General features: G+C 58.6%; 12 protein-coding genes and 1 pseudogene. 9 read left to right on the forward strand and 4 right to left on the reverse strand.

Features of this window, described 5'->3' with window-relative positions:
* Positions 1-20 precede the first annotated feature (20 nt).
* Positions 21-965, reverse strand: coding sequence for a hypothetical protein (locus B5D61_RS11400; protein ID WP_078813516.1), 945 nt, complete (start codon positions 963-965; stop codon positions 21-23).
* A gap of 167 nt (positions 966-1,132) precedes the next feature.
* On the opposite strand from B5D61_RS11400, the gene B5D61_RS11405 reads away from it, so the two are divergent.
* The 8 genes and pseudogenes from B5D61_RS11405 to B5D61_RS11440 form a co-directional block, all read left to right on the forward strand.
* Positions 1,133-1,834, forward strand: a complete 702-nt coding sequence (locus B5D61_RS11405; RefSeq protein WP_176159369.1) for a TetR/AcrR family transcriptional regulator — start codon at positions 1,133-1,135, stop codon at positions 1,832-1,834.
* A gap of 60 nt (positions 1,835-1,894) precedes the next feature.
* Complete coding sequence (locus B5D61_RS11410; protein ID WP_078813518.1) at positions 1,895-3,475, forward strand: PQQ-binding-like beta-propeller repeat protein; 1,581 nt, start codon at positions 1,895-1,897, stop codon at positions 3,473-3,475.
* Between the two features lie 262 nt (positions 3,476-3,737).
* Complete coding sequence (locus B5D61_RS11415; protein ID WP_078813551.1) at positions 3,738-7,448, forward strand: DUF1553 domain-containing protein; 3,711 nt, start codon at positions 3,738-3,740, stop codon at positions 7,446-7,448.
* A gap of 57 nt (positions 7,449-7,505) precedes the next feature.
* The gene (locus B5D61_RS11420) at positions 7,506-8,306 is read left to right on the forward strand and encodes a DUF4058 family protein (protein ID WP_078813519.1); all 801 of its coding nucleotides are present in this window, start codon (positions 7,506-7,508) and stop codon (positions 8,304-8,306) included.
* A 36-nt stretch (positions 8,307-8,342) separates the two neighbouring features.
* Positions 8,343-8,588 (forward strand): addiction module protein, encoded by a 246-nt coding sequence (locus tag B5D61_RS11425; RefSeq protein WP_078813520.1) that lies wholly within the window; start codon positions 8,343-8,345, stop codon positions 8,586-8,588.
* Positions 8,578-8,892: a type II toxin-antitoxin system RelE/ParE family toxin gene (locus tag B5D61_RS11430; RefSeq protein ID WP_078813521.1), complete on the forward strand. Its 315-nt coding sequence runs from the start codon at positions 8,578-8,580 to the stop codon at positions 8,890-8,892. The genes B5D61_RS11425 and B5D61_RS11430 overlap by 11 nt, the downstream gene beginning before the upstream one ends.
* Positions 8,893-8,981: 89 nt before the next feature.
* The gene (locus tag B5D61_RS11435) at positions 8,982-10,259 is read left to right on the forward strand and encodes a DUF1501 domain-containing protein (RefSeq protein ID WP_078813522.1); all 1,278 of its coding nucleotides are present in this window, start codon (positions 8,982-8,984) and stop codon (positions 10,257-10,259) included.
* A gap of 78 nt (positions 10,260-10,337) precedes the next feature.
* Positions 10,338-11,372 (forward strand): annotated as a pseudogene (locus B5D61_RS11440) (efflux RND transporter periplasmic adaptor subunit); the annotation flags it as partial.
* A gap of 249 nt (positions 11,373-11,621) precedes the next feature.
* On the opposite strand, the gene moaA reads toward B5D61_RS11440, so the two are convergent.
* Both moaA and B5D61_RS11450 read right to left on the reverse strand, forming a co-directional pair.
* Positions 11,622-12,626 carry a GTP 3',8-cyclase MoaA gene (gene moaA / locus B5D61_RS11445; RefSeq protein ID WP_176159371.1) on the reverse strand — a complete coding sequence of 335 codons (1,005 nt, stop codon included), beginning with the start codon at positions 12,624-12,626 and terminating at the stop codon, positions 11,622-11,624.
* 10 nt (positions 12,627-12,636) lie between these two features.
* Positions 12,637-12,924 carry a putative quinol monooxygenase gene (locus tag B5D61_RS11450; protein ID WP_078813525.1) on the reverse strand — a complete coding sequence of 96 codons (288 nt, stop codon included), beginning with the start codon at positions 12,922-12,924 and terminating at the stop codon, positions 12,637-12,639.
* A gap of 90 nt (positions 12,925-13,014) precedes the next feature.
* Here B5D61_RS11450 and B5D61_RS11455 point away from each other — a divergent pair, with 90 nt between their 5' ends.
* Entirely contained in the window at positions 13,015-14,238 is a 1,224-nt protein-coding gene (locus B5D61_RS11455) for a leucine-rich repeat domain-containing protein (protein WP_139373211.1), read from the forward strand.
* A 160-nt stretch (positions 14,239-14,398) separates the two neighbouring features.
* On the opposite strand, the gene B5D61_RS11460 is transcribed toward B5D61_RS11455, so the two are convergent.
* Positions 14,399-15,121 (reverse strand): VC0807 family protein, encoded by a 723-nt coding sequence (locus B5D61_RS11460; RefSeq protein ID WP_078813527.1) that lies wholly within the window; start codon positions 15,119-15,121, stop codon positions 14,399-14,401.
* Between the last annotated feature and the right edge of the window lie 14 nt (positions 15,122-15,135).

Below are 15,135 nucleotides of genomic sequence, written 5' to 3' on the forward strand. Positions count from 1 at the left end.
ACTGATCCCTGGCACTGCCCTCACGGCACTTCTTCGCCCGAGCCGGTGTAGATCCACTTCTGCACTTTGCCATCCTTGATGTGGGCGGCGGCTTCGGTGTCGAATTTGCCGAACATGGTCTGCGTTTCGTATTTCACGATCACGGTCCACACACCGTCATTCATCTGGGGTTCACCCCATTCCTTGATGGTCTCCGGTTTGATCTCGGTGACCTGACCGGACTTCATGCTGGCGAGCAGCAATGGGTAGGTGCCATCGGCATCGCGGGAGGGTTTGACATTACCCATGCTGGCGGTGGCTCCGGCTTTCGGTGGCGGGGCGTTCTTGGCACGCTCGGCGGAGGTCAGTTTGAATTCATGAGCGCGACGCAGGGTCTCGGTGCGGGCCACTTTCCACTTCTCATAGATGTCGGTGAGCACGTCTTTGAGGTTGGTCTCGTTGATGTCCACCTTGCCACGCATGGGGGAGGTGGCGGTGGGGGAAACGAGGATGTTGGTGCCTTCCTGACCGACGGCAAAGATGCTGCCACCGGCTTTGAATTGGGTGGAGGCGGTGTTGTTGCCAATCTTCATCTGCAGAGCGAGATCGCGCTTCAGAGTGACTTGGCGAGGGAAGGCGCTGGCAGGGATGACGGTCCAGTTTCGGGTGGCCACTTCGATCGGGTCAAAGTTAGGCGGCACAAACTCGCCGGGCTTGGGCTTCGGGGCTTCAAACTTCGGCACCATTGGAGCGGGCTCTGGCTTGGGGGCCTCCATGGCGGGTTTGGGGGCATCTTCCATGACCGGCTTCGGCGGCGCGATGACGACGATCTCCTTCTTCGGCTTGGGCTTGGGTTTCTCTTCAGCCACTTCACCCGCAGGCTTGTGCTTCTCAAACTTCAGCGAGTCCGAAAGGATCGGATACACATACTGATAAGACACGTAGCCCACGGCTGCGGCGAGGATGAGAACAAGAATACCTTTCATGGGGATATTTAAAAAATAGTGCCTTGATCAGAGAAAAAATTCAATCAGGAAGAGTCTGGCTTCTTAACGGATGGGAGGGGATTTGTCTTGGGGTATCTGTGCAGGCGAAAAAAGCGGGAGACTTCTTTTCAGGTTGACGAATGTAAGTGTTTACTTACATGTGTGCCATGCCTCCTGCTGCTTCCGCTCCACGTCTGCCCGGTGATGAACGCCGGGAGCGTATCTTGGAGGCGTCGTTGCGGGTGTTTGCAGAGCGGGGTTTTCATGGTGCAACGACTCGCGAGTTGGCCAAAGCTGCCGGGGTCTCTGAGGCGCTCATGTTCCGGCACTTTCCCACGAAAGAGGATCTGTATCTGGCGCTGCAAAGTCACTGCTGCCAAGCCAAAGCCGGCGAGAAAGCCGCGATGCTGGGGCAGCTCGAAGATTGCACGGCCTCACTGGTGACGATGGTGCACTACATGATGGCGAAGATGCTGCGTCCACCGGATCAAGTGCCCGAGGTGGAGCAGGCACTGCATCGCTTGCTGGCGCACAGTTTGATTGAGGATGGGAACTTTGCCCGAGGCTTCATGGAGAAGGTGGGCGGTGAATTCATCCAGAAGCTGGAGGCCTGTCTCGCCGCCGCGCTTCAGGCTGGGGATGCCGTGGCGTCTCCAGTGCAGGCCAGGGCAGGGGCCTGGTTCGTCCAGCACTTTGCGGCGATGCTGATGCTGAATGAGATGCCTGGCACGCCTGTGGTGCGGTTGGATTCGGATCGCAGCAGCCAAGTGGAGCAGGCGGTGTGGTTCACGCTCCAGGGGCTGGGTCTGAAGCCCGAGGCGATTCGTCGAAATTATCACCCCCAGGCGTTTGCTCTGCTGATGAGTTGAGCTCTTTTTTTGTTCCAGTTTGTAAAGTAAGCACTCACTCCATTCAAATGATCCACTCCTATGAATCGCTCCTCTGAAACACCCTCCACTCGTCGCCGTGGTTTACCCTGGTTTCCGCTCCTCACGATCTTGCTCGGCGCGGGGGCCATCTTTTATGTGCGCTCGCTGCCGGAATTTGAGCGCAATTTGAAAAGCTGGCTCACGGCGGGGATTCCTCTCCTGGTGGTGCTGCTGAATATCCTCTGGTTTCTCATCAGTCGGCGTTTCACTTGGCGAACGAAACTGGTGGGCGTGGTGGTGCTCGGAGCCCTATTTTTCGGAGCCAAACAACTGGTGAAGGTGGACGGCACGGCCGATGGCACGGGCATGCCGAAACTGGTGTGGCGGTGGTCGAAGACGAACGCGAATCTGAAAGGCGCGGTGGGGGAGGCTAAGGAGGCTGTGACAGCGAGCACGGACCCACGCCTGGCTCAGGCCGCAGATGTGGCGCAATTCTTCGGACCTGAACGCAATGGGGTGATCCAAGGTGCCAAACTGGCGCGGGATTGGCAGGCGACTCCGCCCAAGGAACTCTGGCGGCAACCCATCGGTGAAGGCTGGGCGGCTTATGCCGTGGTGCAGGGCCGTGCTTACACTCAGGAGCAGCGTGGTGAGGAAGAGTTGGTAACGTGTTATGATCTATTCACGGGCAAGCTGTTGTGGTCTCATGCCGATAAAGCCCGCTTTTCTCAATGGCAGAGTGGGGATGGCCCGCATGCCACACCAACCGTGGACGCGGGGAAGGTTTACAGTTACGGAGCCACCGGTCTGCTCACCTGCCTGGAGGCTGCCACGGGGAAGAAGATCTGGCAGCGCTCCGTGCTGGAGGAAAACGACCTGAAGAACATCGAGTGGGGCACCAGCAGCTCTCCCTTGGTGGTGGATGATCTGGTCGTGGTGACCGGTGGTCGCGGCCCAGCCCCCGTGCTGTTTGCCTTTCGAAAAGAAACTGGCGAGCCTGCCTGGAAAGCCGGTGAAGATGAAGCCAGTTATGCCTCGCCCTCGCTGGCTGTGTTGGCAGGCAAACGCGTGATCCTCAGCAACAATGCCCGTGCCTTGCTGGTCTGTGATCCCGCCACAGGGAAGGTGCTGCTGGACTATGCCTGGGGCGATAGCAAATGGCCCAAGGCCTCGCAACCCTTGGTGTTAGACCAAGATCGGGTGTTCCTCTCGGCGGGCTATGGCATGGGCTGTCTGATGCTGAAAATCGAAGCCACGTCAGAGGGCCTGCTGACTGCAACTGAGCTGTGGACGGGTATGAAAATGAAGACGCAGTTTAACAGCCCGGCGGAACTCGCGGGTCATGCCTACGGTCTGGATGATGGTCGTTTGGCCTGTGTGGATCTCGAGACCGGAGATCGCCTGTGGAAAGAGGGGCGCTATGCTTCGGGACAGACCCTGCTGGTGGATGACCTCTTGATTGTCCAAAGCGAAGGCGGCGCAGTCCATCTCGCGGCGGCGAAACCGGAGGGTTATGAAGACCTCGGTAAAGTGGAGGCGCTGAGCAGCAAGACTTGGAATCACCCCACCCTCGCCGGACGCTATCTGCTGGTGCGGAATGACCGTGAGGCGGTGTGCTATGAACTGCCGGTGAGGGAGTAGGCGGTGTTCGGTATTCAGTATTCAGTCAACAGTTTCCAGAGCTTGCTTTCGGGGCTCGTGGCCACGCCTTTAGACGGAACGTTAGGACTCTGAAGCTCCCAGAATTCCGGCTGAAGCCGGGGCTCCGAGCCCTGGATAGGGGTCCGAACACGGGTGACTGATAACTGAACACTGCCCTCCCCCCCATCCCCCTAAAGTGGGGTGTGCAGGGATGTGAAAAGTCTCGTCAGCGGCCGTTGGTATCCTCACAATGAGCTTCACCATGACCCGCGCCCTTCCCTTTTTTCTACTGCCTGGCTTGCTGCTGGCGGTTGATCCCGCTGACGATGCCAAAAACGCGGCGCAGAATGATTCTACGCCGATTCCGAAGGTTACCCCCCTGGTGAAGTGGACCTTTGAGAAACAGGAAGCAGGCACCCTTCAAGGCAAGGCTGTGATCGAGCCTGTAGGGCCGCAGAAACCGGTGTATCCGGGTTTTGAAAAAGGCAACAAGGCCGCGGTCTTCACGGGCAAGGAAAGCTACATCCAGGTGCGTGAATCGGATCTGCCGGAGGTGAACCTGCGTTTCGTCCAGGGGGATACCCTGAGCATCGAGTGCTGGGTGAATGCGGAAGATCTCGCTAACGGCAAGTATGTTTATCTGATTGGCAAAGGCCGCAATAAGGCCAAGGGCTTTACCGCCGAGAATCAGAACTGGGCGCTGCGCTTGAAGGGTGAGGATGGTGAGGCACGTCCTTGTTTCTTGTTCCGCAGCCGGAGCAAAGATGGGAAGGAAAACTACCATCGCTGGGTTTCCAAAGAAGGCTTCAATCCAGGCTCGGGTTGGCATCACGTGGCGGTGACTTACACCTTCGGCAAGCCGGAGAGCATGAAGGCCTATGTGGATGGCAAAAAGACGGCGGGTGGTGTCTGGGACATCGCAGGCAAGTCCGCCGAGCCACCGGTGACAGATGCGGATGATGTCATGATCGGGACCGGCTACGGTGGTGGTCCGAGCAACACGCTGACCGGTGCTCTGGATGAGATCGCCATTTACCGTGAGGTGTTGCCTGAGGCCTTGCTGGCGCAGCGGTATCAGTTCCAGCCACCGCCTCCACCGGTGGATGTCAAAAAGCTGCCGAAGGGGAAAGTCCTGGTGCAGATCTGCGAGGAGGGCGTGCCGCCGAAGAACTCCTGGCCGGCCATGCCACCGCAGGCCACTGAGAGTTATACCTTGGATGCTTTTGGCCTCTCGGAAGTTCCCCAGAAGTATGTGGAAACCGGAGTGCGCGGAGATCGCCCCATCCCTTATCTGCTGCGTGCGGCTTCCGTGGTGAAGTTGCCTGCAGGTAAGCATCGCCTACTGTTGCGGGGTCGCAGCGCTACCCGTTTGGTCATTGATGGCAAACCTTTCCTGGACATGCCGTTTGCGAAGTCGGACACAGGCGGTCACGGTCGTGTTTCCGAACAAGATGTGTATCTGAACCTCGGCCCCGATTTCCGGTTTGCCCCTCCAGGCACCCAAGAAACATGGGCGGAGTTTGAAACTCAGGGTGGTGACCATCTCTTCGTCGTGGAGAGCATGATTGGCGGTGTGGTGGGCAGTTCCAAGAAGCGCCCCGAAACGGGTGAAACCGTGGTGGCCATTTCTTATGAAGGCACGGAGAATTGGGAGTTGGTCGGCCCGGGTAAAACCAAGGTCGCTTACAACGACGCAGGTTGGACGGATTATGAGAAGAAGCAGAATGCCTGGCTTGTGTCTTACAACGCCGAGCGTCGTGCCAAGGTTCGTGCGCAGCATGATGGCTACTGGAGTAAGCGTCGAGAAGCCGCGCAAAAATGGCTGGCGAGTGCTCCTGCAGTGAAAGTGCCTGCGCCGGTGAAAGGGTATCCGACTAACAATGAGATTGATCGTTTCCTGAACACCAAGATTGCAGCGGTTTCTGCCCAGTATTCCTCAGCAAAGAAGGATGGCGTGAACTTCTATAAGGAAGTGATGCCAATCCTAGAAGCCAACTGTTTTTCCTGCCATCAAGGCAGCAAGACGAAAGGCGATTTGAAGCTGGACTCCCTGGCCGATGTGCTGAAAGGCGGTGAATCCGATGGCCCTGCGGTGGTGCCTGGGCAGCCCGAGAAAAGCTCTCTGGTCTCTCGTGTGAGCACGGATGACGAAGACTACATCATGCCGCCGAAAGGCCATCCGCTGACTGCGGAACAGATCGATGTGATCAAGCGCTGGATCAGTGAAGGTGCGACCTGGCCGGAGATGAATGTGGATCGGATCGAGATCACGAATCTGAGTGATGACCTCGCGTTCCTGCGCCGGGTGACTCTAGACACCGTGGGGGTGACACCGACCGTTGCAGAGATCGAAGCTTTCACCGCCGACAAGAGCCCGAATAAGCGTGCCAAGGTGATCGACCGCCTGCTGGCTGATTCGCGCTGGGCCGATAAATGGATGGGTTACTGGCAGGATGTGCTGGCGGAAAATCCGAACATCCTCAACCCGACGCTGAATAACACGGGACCCTTCCGCTGGTATCTGCACGAGGCGCTGGAAGATGATCGCCCGATGGACCTCATGGTGACCGAGCTGCTGCGCATGCAGGGCAGTGAGCGTTTCGGTGGTCCGGCAGGATTTGGCACCGCGTCAGGCAATGATGTGCCGATGGCGGCCAAGGGAACCATCGTCAGCACCGCCTTCCTCGGCGTGGAGATGAAGTGCGCCCGCTGCCACGATGCCCCTGCCCACAAGAGCCTCCAGCAGGATCTCTTTGAGCTCGCGGCGATGCTGGGTCAGAAAGCCATGGACGTGCCGAAGACCAGCAGCGTGCCGATGGACAAGCTGCACGAAGGAGGCCGTAAACCGCTGATCCAGGTGACACTCCAGCCCGGGTCTAAAGTCGAGCCCGCTTGGCCCTTCAAGGAATTCGTGGCGGAGTCGGTGGCCGATACACTGGCGGAAGACCCTAAAGACCCTCGGGATCGTCTGGCGGCACTTGTCACCGCTCCCCAGAATGAGCGCTTTGCCCAGGTCATCGCCAACCGCATGTGGCAGCAATACATGGGCCGTGGCATCGTGGAGCCCGTGGAAGATTGGGAAAAGGGTAAGCCTTCCCACCCAGAACTGCTTCAGTGGTTAGGCCGCGAGTTTGTGCGCGGGGGTTACAGCCTGAAGAACCTCTCCCGCCTCATCTTGAACTCCCATGCTTACCAGCGTGCCACCGATACGGCTCTCACCGCCACCAGCCCGCTGTTTACCTCGCCTGCACCCCGCCGTCTCTCGGCGGAGCAGATCGTGGACTCGCTGTTCTTTGCCACAGGCAAGCCCTTCAAGACGGAAGAGGTGAGCCTGGATGTGGATGGCCGCCGCGATATGAAAAACTCCATCACGCTGGGGAATCCCACCCGTGCCTGGATGCTCGCCAGCACCAGCAATGAACGTGACCGTCCCAGCCTGAGCCTGCCTCGTATCCAGGCGGTTTGCGACGTGTTGGAAGCTTTCGGCTGGCGCGGTGCCCGTCAAGATCCGGTGAGCAATCGTGAAAAAGACCCGAATGCCCTTCAGCCTGCCATCTTGGGCAATGGGACGGTTGGCGTGTGGCTCACTCGTCTGAGCGACGACCACGGCATCACCGAGTTGGCTCAGCAAGACATGACGTTAGACCAGTTCGTGGATACCCTCTACCTGCGTCTTTTGACTCGTCATCCTTCCGCTGAAGAGAGGGCGCAATACACCGCTTATCTGAAGGAAGGTTTCGAGACCCGTCGCCAGCAACCGGAAGCCCGGAAAACGGTCCCGCGTTATCCGGTGAAGTATGTCTCCTGGACCAATCACCTGGACGCCGAAGCTAATGCGCTCCGCATCGAGGAAGAAGCCGCCGCCCGTCGCGGGGATCCACCCACCGATCGTCTGACCCAGGAATGGCGCAACCGCCTGGAAGACGTCCTCTGGGCCATGATGAATGCGCCTGAGTGGGTGTTTGCTCCTTAAGTGGGGGCCCTGATTTTCTGAACGTGCGTTCTTGAGGATTTGTGGCAGGATATCTGCATGAGCCTTGAGAACCCGTTTCCTGGAATGAACCCGTGGCTACAGGGCCATTGGCGGGACTTTCATGCCGCATTCCTCGTCTATGCGCGGGATGTTCTGAATGATGCCTTGCCTTCTGGGATGCATGCTCGCATTGATGAACGGCTGGCGATCTCCGATGAAAACCTGAGTGCGGCCACCCGCAGCTATATCCCCGACGTGTCCATCACTCAGAGCTGGGATCGGCCTGCCGCTTCGGTGGCGGCCAGTGGGGTGGCCGTCGCGGAACCAGTGATCGTGGAGGCTCCCGAGCTGAATGTGGAGCCTGAAACGGAAGTGGAGCATTTCATTGAGATCGTCCACAGCCGGGCTCATGTGATCACGGCCATTGAACTCATTTCCCCCAGCAACAAAGATTCTCGCGAAACCCAGGCCGCCTGGCAGCGTAAGCGTCGTGACTATTTGTTAGGGGGGATCAGTGTGGTTGAAATTGATCTCATTCGCGGCGGACCGTCTCTTCTCCCCAGCCTAGGGCAAAGCAGCAGCCGAGTCAGCCATTCGGCCTGCATCACCCGTGCCGCCCATAGCCGCCGTCATGGGCTCTATGACATGCCGTTACGGCAGCCTTTGCCCATCATCCGTATCCCTTTGCGTGAAGGTGATGACGACACATCTTTGAATCTCCAAGCCATCGTGAACCAGTGCTATCGTAAGGGCCGCTATCATGAAGTGCTGGACTACACGGTGCCGCCCCAGCCTCCTCTGCCCGACGAGGAGATGACCTGGGCCACCGAACTGCTCAAGCAAGCTGCCCTGATCTAACGGCGTTGATTCTCCTCCCTCGCTCTTTTTCGTGCCATGACCGCTACTGCTGAATCCATCCTGAGTAACCTGCTGACTCTGTCGGAAGAAGATCGTCTGGAGATCGCTGACCGTCTGCAAAGCAGTGTCTATGGACCTCCCGGTGAATCTGAGGACGTTGAGCTTTCGGATGAAATGAAAGCGACCCTGGATCGCCGCTGGGAGGAAATCGAAAGCGGGAAGGTGGAGTGCATCCCTCATGAGCAAGTGATGGCCAAATTGAAAGCAAAGTATGGCTTTTGAGGTCATCACCCATCCAGAGGTTCTGGAGGAGCTCGATGAAGCCATGACTTATCTCCAAGGGCGGAGTCTCTGGTCAGCGGAGCGATTGCTTGGGGAATATGATTCCCACATTGCTAAAATCACGGCATCTCCCTCAGGCTACCATTTTGTTTATCGCGAATATCGGCGCATCAATTTGAAGCGTTTTTCATATCACGTCATTTATCGGGTTCGCGACACCAGCATCTATGTCATTGCCCTTGCTCACGATAAACGTCATCCCGATTATTGGAAGCACCACATTCAGGACGAAGAGCAGGGCTGAAAGACAGTTCCAGTGAGGCCCCCCACGAAAGTGAGGGGTTTGAAAAGATGAAAGACAGGGGGATCAAACGTTTGGTATCATAAGTCACTATGAAACGCCGTCGCTTCCTTCAATCCGCCGCCATGGCCCCATTGGCCTCTTTCGGAGTCCGTGCCGCCTCTGCTGCCACTCCCGTCTCGATGCCCAAGGGCAAGGCGGAGCATTGCATCTTCATCTGGTTAGGTGGAGGCATGTGCCAAGCAGATACCTTTGACCCGAAAGCCCTGGGTGATCCGAAAGGCAGCCCGAAGAAAGCAGGTTCCGCCTATCCTTCCATCGAAACCTCCGTGCCTGGAGTGCGCGTGTGTGAGCACCTGCCGAAAGTGGCCCGCCAGATGGAGCACGTCACCGCCGTGCGCACAGTGTTTCATAACGTGATCAATGAGCACGCCATCGCCACGAACTTCGTGCATACGGGGCGTCCGGTGAGTGGCAACACGACCTATCCTTCCATCGGGTCCATCGTGGCTCATCAGCGCGGCGCGGCGAATCCCAAGGTGCCGGCCTACATGCTCATCGGATATCCCAGCCCGAGCCGCGGCCCCGGTTTCTTGGGCGCGAAGCATGGGAACATCTACCTCTCGGATACCAAGGCCGGTCCCTCCGGGTTTACCCGCCCAGGCTATGTCACGGAACAGCGCGTGATAGCTCGTGAGCAGCTTTTGAAACCTCTCCAGGAGCGTGTAGCCAAGGAATCGGTCCTGGCGGACTACGAAGCGGCCCAGCGGGAGGCTCTGCGACTGGCAGGTCCAGAGTTCATGCGCAACTTCAACCTGGACGAAGAATCGGCCGACCTGCGCAATGCTTACGGCAGTGAATTCGGTCAGCGCTGCTTGTTGGCACGTCGCTTGATCCAGGATGGCGTGCGTTTCATCGAGGTTTCCCATAACCTGGGATTCGTCAACGGCACCGGCTGGGACACGCATAACGACGGTCAGCTCAAACAGCACCTGCTCATCCAGGATCTGGACGATGCCCTCGCCACCCTGATTGCCGATCTCAAAACCCATGGCTTACTCGACAAGACGCTCATTGCCGTGGGCACCGAGTTTGGTCGGCCCCCTGAGTTCGATGGTGGCGGAGGACGTGGTCACCAGTGCAGCACATTCAGCATGATCCTGGCAGGTGGCGGCCTGAAGCATTGCGGTGCCTATGGTGTCACGGATGATCTTTCGAAGACCATCGTGGAGAATCCTGTGTCGACCCCAGACTTCCATGCCACCATCCATGCGGCTTTGGGCATCGATCCCTCTCACGAGCTGATGGATGCCTCCCGCCCAGTGCCGATCACCGATGGGGGCAAACCGATTGCCGCCTTGTTCGGTTGAGGTGGAGGTAGAAAACCTGCACGGGCGTTCGACAAAGAGCCAATCCTGAGGCATCCCGAAGCGTTTAACTTTTAGTTCATGCGCTTCCTCCTCAGAGCCATTCGGTTTATCCTTCCCATCGTCGTCTTGGGCGGCTGTATTGTCGTCACCTGGTGGCTGCTATCGAATCCGCCGGTGCAGGAGAAAAAGGACATCCCTCCCACCTTGGTCCGGGTGGAGGGGACGACGCTGAATAAGACCACTTACGAGCTGCGCGTGCGCTCTCAGGGCACCGTGCAGCCCCGCACCCGCAGCACTCTCTTGCCCGAGGTGAGTGGCAAGATCATCGAGATCAGCCCCTCCTTCCGCCCCGGTGGCTTTTTTGCCGCAGGCGATGTGCTGATGCGCTTAGACCCGGTGGATTATGAAACCGCGATTGTCGTGACCCAGGCTGCGGAAGCTCAAGCTGAAGTCGTGCTGGCTGAGGAGCAGGCACGGGCGGATCAGGCCGTGGAAAACTGGCGTGCCATGGGCCGCACCGGCACCCCCTCCGCCCTGGTTTCGCGGGCACCGCAGCTCGCCAAGGCCAAAGCCGACGTGGCTTCCGCCAAAGCGCAGGTGCTGAAGGCCGAGCGCGATCTCGAGCGCACCACCATCCGCGCCCCGTATGCATGTCAAGTGCTGGAGCAGGCGGTGGACCTGGGCCAGTTCGTCAACTCGGGAACCACCCTGGGCCGCATCTTCGCCGTGGATTATGTGGAGATCCGCTTGCCGCTGCCGGAACGGGAAAGTCAGTATTTGAAGCTGCCGCATGCATTTCGGGATCAAAACAACCCTGCCGAACCCGCCCTGCCCGTCTTTCTCAAGTCCGTCATCGCAGGAAAAACCGTCATGTGGGAGGGCAAGATCGTGCGCGTGGAAGGGGCCTTGGATGAGCAGACCCGCCAAGCGACAGCGGTGGCTCAGGTGACCGATCCCTATGCCCGCCGGGCCGATGGCAAACCGCCTTTGACCATCGGGGCCTTTGTCGAGGCTGAGATCGTCGGTGAACCCCTGGAGGACGTTTACATCGTGCCACGCGCGGCGGTACGGGCAGGGAATGAAATCATCCTCATCGACCGTCCGCAAAACACCCTGCGCCGCATGACGGTGGACCCCCTGGTGAGCAATGAGAAGCACATCGTCGTGTCGGCCAATGCCAAGAAAGCGCCGAAGGAAGGCGACGTCCTTTGTCTAACCCCCATCCCATTTCCTGCGGATGGGGCTCGTGTACTTCCCACTGTGGATGGCCAGATCGAAGCCGGGCCGGTGAAAGACGGGCAGGCTGAGCCCAAGCCGAGTCCTGCCGTGGGAAAAAAAGAAACGACGTGAGACGCCGTTGATTTACCCCCCGATCGCGATCATGCGGCGGTTCGGCTGGTAATTGTGGCGGAAGTCGTGCTCCTTGGGTTTGCGGGCCACGACGTTGTGGATGAAACCCGCCAGTTCTTGATCCGTGCAGCCTTGGGGCGAGCGCAGGACTTCACGGAGATCGAACTCCAGCCAACTGCCGAGGCAGGGGCGGAGTTTGCCATCGCTGGTCAGGCGCAGCTTGTTGCAGGTCTCGCAGAAGTGCAGGTTGGTCATCGCTCCGATGAAGCCGATCTTTTGCTCCGTGCCCGCCACAGCGTAGTAGGTGGCTGGACCGTTGGTTTTGAAATCGGGCCGGGGAAGGAGCGGGCCGGTGTGTTGCTCGATGAGCTGGCGTGCGGTGCCGGTGGCCAGGAAGTTATCCTCGCTCAGCACGTCCTGGGTGCTCACGGGCATGAGTTCGATGAAGCGCAGCAGCAGCCCTTTTTCCCACGCGTAGTTGAGCAGGGGCATGAACTCCCGCTCGGTCTGGTTTTTCATCAGCACGCAGTTCAGCCGAATGCTGCGGAAGCCGGCACTGATGGCGGCTTCGATGCCTTCCAGCACTTTGGGCAGGAGATCGCGATTCGTGCTGCGGCGGTAGGTTTCACGATCCAGGGAATCGAGAGAAATATTGGCGCTGCGCACCCCGGCCTTCACCAGCCGCTCCGCCATCGTGAGGCCGCCTTCGGTTTTCGAAAGCAGCGTGCCATTGGTGGAGATGCCGATTTCCTGAATGCCGGGGATGGCGCTGATCTGCGCGCAGAAATCTGCCACTCCGGGGCGGGTGAGGGGTTCGCCACCGGTCACACGCACCTTTCGGATGCCGAGGCCCGCGCCGACTCGTAGCACGCGCAGCATCTCCTCATAGCTGAGGATTTCATCCTTCGGAAACCAGGCCTGCTCCTCCTGCGGCATGCAGTAGCGGCAGCGCTCATTGCAGCGATCCGTGACGGAGACGCGCAGGTAGGAGATGTGATGGCCGAAGGCGTCTTCCACAGGGGTAGGGTTACTCGAGCACAGGTCCCTTGACCGACCACCGCTTCTGGACAAAACCGGTGGCGGATTTCTCCTTCCACACGGCAAAGTGGGGCGTCTGGTAGTGGGCGTCCATGGCGTCCTTATCCACGTAGCTCTCACTGAGGGCGAAGAGATTGGCCTGATCAAACTGGCGGCTCACTTCGAAGCGTAGGCAGCCGGGCTCTTTGACCGATTCGGCGGCGTTGTAGGTGATGACTTCCAGGAACTCATCCACACGCAGAGGATCGATCTCGAGAATGACAATGACATTGACCATGATGACAAGGACTGAGCCGATTTTACGCTAACATGCAACCCCTCGATGCCGTATTAATGGGCTACTTTGATTTTCTTCCCCTTTGACGCCATGAAGCTGACTCTTCCGCTGATCCTCCTCCTGGCCACTTTCCAGGTTTCCCGTGCTCAGGAGGCCAAGCCTGCAACCCCGGCAACGAAGCCTGCCGAGCCCACCAAGAAAGAAGAAGCTCCGAAGCCAGCCCTTGCGCCCGCTCCGGCCCCGAAAGCCGCCGAGAAGCCAGCGCCGACGCCCCCGCCCACACCCAAGACGGAGGCCAAACCTGAAGTCAAACCCGCTCCCGCTCCCGTGCCGAGCCCGGCCCCGGCTGCTAAACCCGAGGCGAAACCTGCCACGCCACCACCCGCGCCAGCGGCCCCGAAGCCCGAGACTAAACCCGCCCCTGCGGCCAAGCCGGAAACGAAACCGACTCCTGCGCCAACCCCGAAGCCTGAGAACAAACCGGCAGCACCCGCCCCGAAGGCTGAACCCAAACCTGCCCCGAAACCGGAGGCCAAAGCGGAGCCCCCGAAACCGACGACGATTTTCAAAGACAAAGCTCTGGAGGCCGCAGTTCGTAAGCAGGTCTTCACCAAGAAGGACAATCAGCAGCCGCTGACCGCCGAGGATGTGGCCACCGTTTCGATCATCGAAGGGAAGGGGATGGGCATCACCGATCTCACGGGTCTGGAGAAATGCACCGCACTGGCTTCACTGACCTTGCCCGACAACAAGATCACGAATCTGGCACCGATTCAGGGCCTGGAGCGCCTCCAGTTTCTGGATGTGGGGAATAACCAGATTTCAGATCTGAAGCCCCTGGCCGCCTGCAAGGCTCTCCAATATGTGGAACTGACGAACAACAAGGTGGTGGATGTCTCCCCGCTGTCTGGCATCGAGTCACTGACCTCCCTGTATTTGGCAGGAAACCAGATCCAAGATGCCAAACCGCTCTTCAAGCTGCCCAAGGTCTGGACGCTCTATCTCGAAGGCAATCAAGTCGCAGACATCACGGGAATTGGCAGCCTGAAATGGCTGTCCATGCTGTCCTTAAAGGGGAATAAAGTGGTCGATATCACACCCTTGGAGCCGCTGACTGATCTGCAATTTCTCTTTCTGGAGAATAACCAAATCGCTGACCTGACCCCGTTACTGCGGATGTGGAAAAAAGACAATGAAGGGCCCCGTGAATGGGCTCCGTATTGCCAAATCTTTATCGAGGGCAATCCTCTCAGTGAACTTTCCAAAAAACAGGTGGAAGAACTCAAAGCCGCCGGCGCGAGGATTACACCGTGACGAAAAGTGAAGCAGGAGGATTTGTGAGACCACTGATGGACACTCATCGGCACTAATATTTATTAGTGTTTATCAGTGTTCGTTAGTGGTTAGAAATGGATTCGATGTCGAGCGCTCGGATCGGCCCGCTTTGAGTCGGGCTTAGCCCAGCCATTCATCTTCACTCCCCCACCTGCCGTCTCACGGTGACGCCGGGGTTCATGAGGTCGTCTCGCTCCAGACCGGTGAGGGCTTGCAGGCGGCGCAGCATCCAGAAGAGCAGCAGCATGGTGGCGCCGAGCATGGGGAAGCCGATGACGATGAAGCCGACCCAATTTTGCCGACCGATCGCAGCCGTGTAGGCCTCCGTGCCGGGCACGGTGCCCTGAAGGTAATAGAGCACCAGGAGCGCATTGGCCGCGGCGGAGACCAGCATGGTGCCAGCCAGAGCCCAGGAGGCTTGGCCTAACAGATGATGAAAACGGCTCTTTTTCTCGGCGGTATCCAGGCTGCTCTGGAGCAGGGAGTGATTGATGATCTGGGGATTCAGCAACAGCTCCGTGACCAGCGGTTTTTTCCAGAAAAAACTCAGCGGGAACGCCAGACCGAGGAATACCGGGAAAGCGGCCTCTTTTACGGCAAACCACGTGGCACTGAGATTCAGCAAGCCAAGGCCACCAGTGACCAGCACGGCGGCGAGGCCGAGAATGGAGAAGAAATTCAGCCCGCGTTTTTTCACCAAACAATAAATGCCGAATCCCAACGGCATGAGGAGCGCTACCACCAAAGCCCAGGCGGGGCCGAGCCGCTCCGGCTTACTCAGAGATTCCAGCACCACGGAGGGGAGGATCACGGTCAGGAGAAGATCGGCGAAGGGATGGGGCTGTTCTTTGGGGGGCGGCATGGAAGCGGGGAATC

The organism is Prosthecobacter debontii (assembly GCF_900167535.1).
Classification (GTDB): domain Bacteria; phylum Verrucomicrobiota; class Verrucomicrobiia; order Verrucomicrobiales; family Verrucomicrobiaceae; genus Prosthecobacter; species Prosthecobacter debontii.

What these genes read in the sequence shown, in the direction of transcription:
- B5D61_RS11400 (WP_078813516.1), bottom strand. Translation starts at nt 965, where the DNA reads ATGAAAGGTATTCTTGTTCTCATCCTCGCCGCAGCCGTGGGCTACGTG.
- B5D61_RS11405 (WP_176159369.1), top strand. Translation starts at nt 1,133, where the DNA reads ATGCCTCCTGCTGCTTCCGCTCCACGTCTGCCCGGTGATGAACGCCGG.
- B5D61_RS11410 (WP_078813518.1), top strand. Translation starts at nt 1,895, where the DNA reads ATGAATCGCTCCTCTGAAACACCCTCCACTCGTCGCCGTGGTTTACCC.
- B5D61_RS11415 (WP_078813551.1), top strand. Translation starts at nt 3,738, where the DNA reads ATGACCCGCGCCCTTCCCTTTTTTCTACTGCCTGGCTTGCTGCTGGCG.
- B5D61_RS11420 (WP_078813519.1), top strand. Translation starts at nt 7,506, where the DNA reads ATGAGCCTTGAGAACCCGTTTCCTGGAATGAACCCGTGGCTACAGGGC.
- B5D61_RS11425 (WP_078813520.1), top strand. Translation starts at nt 8,343, where the DNA reads ATGACCGCTACTGCTGAATCCATCCTGAGTAACCTGCTGACTCTGTCG.
- B5D61_RS11430 (WP_078813521.1), top strand. Translation starts at nt 8,578, where the DNA reads ATGGCTTTTGAGGTCATCACCCATCCAGAGGTTCTGGAGGAGCTCGAT.
- B5D61_RS11435 (WP_078813522.1), top strand. Translation starts at nt 8,982, where the DNA reads ATGAAACGCCGTCGCTTCCTTCAATCCGCCGCCATGGCCCCATTGGCC.
- B5D61_RS11450 (WP_078813525.1), bottom strand. Translation starts at nt 12,924, where the DNA reads ATGGTCAATGTCATTGTCATTCTCGAGATCGATCCTCTGCGTGTGGAT.
- B5D61_RS11455 (WP_139373211.1), top strand. Translation starts at nt 13,015, where the DNA reads ATGAAGCTGACTCTTCCGCTGATCCTCCTCCTGGCCACTTTCCAGGTT.
- B5D61_RS11460 (WP_078813527.1), bottom strand. Translation starts at nt 15,121, where the DNA reads ATGCCGCCCCCCAAAGAACAGCCCCATCCCTTCGCCGATCTTCTCCTG.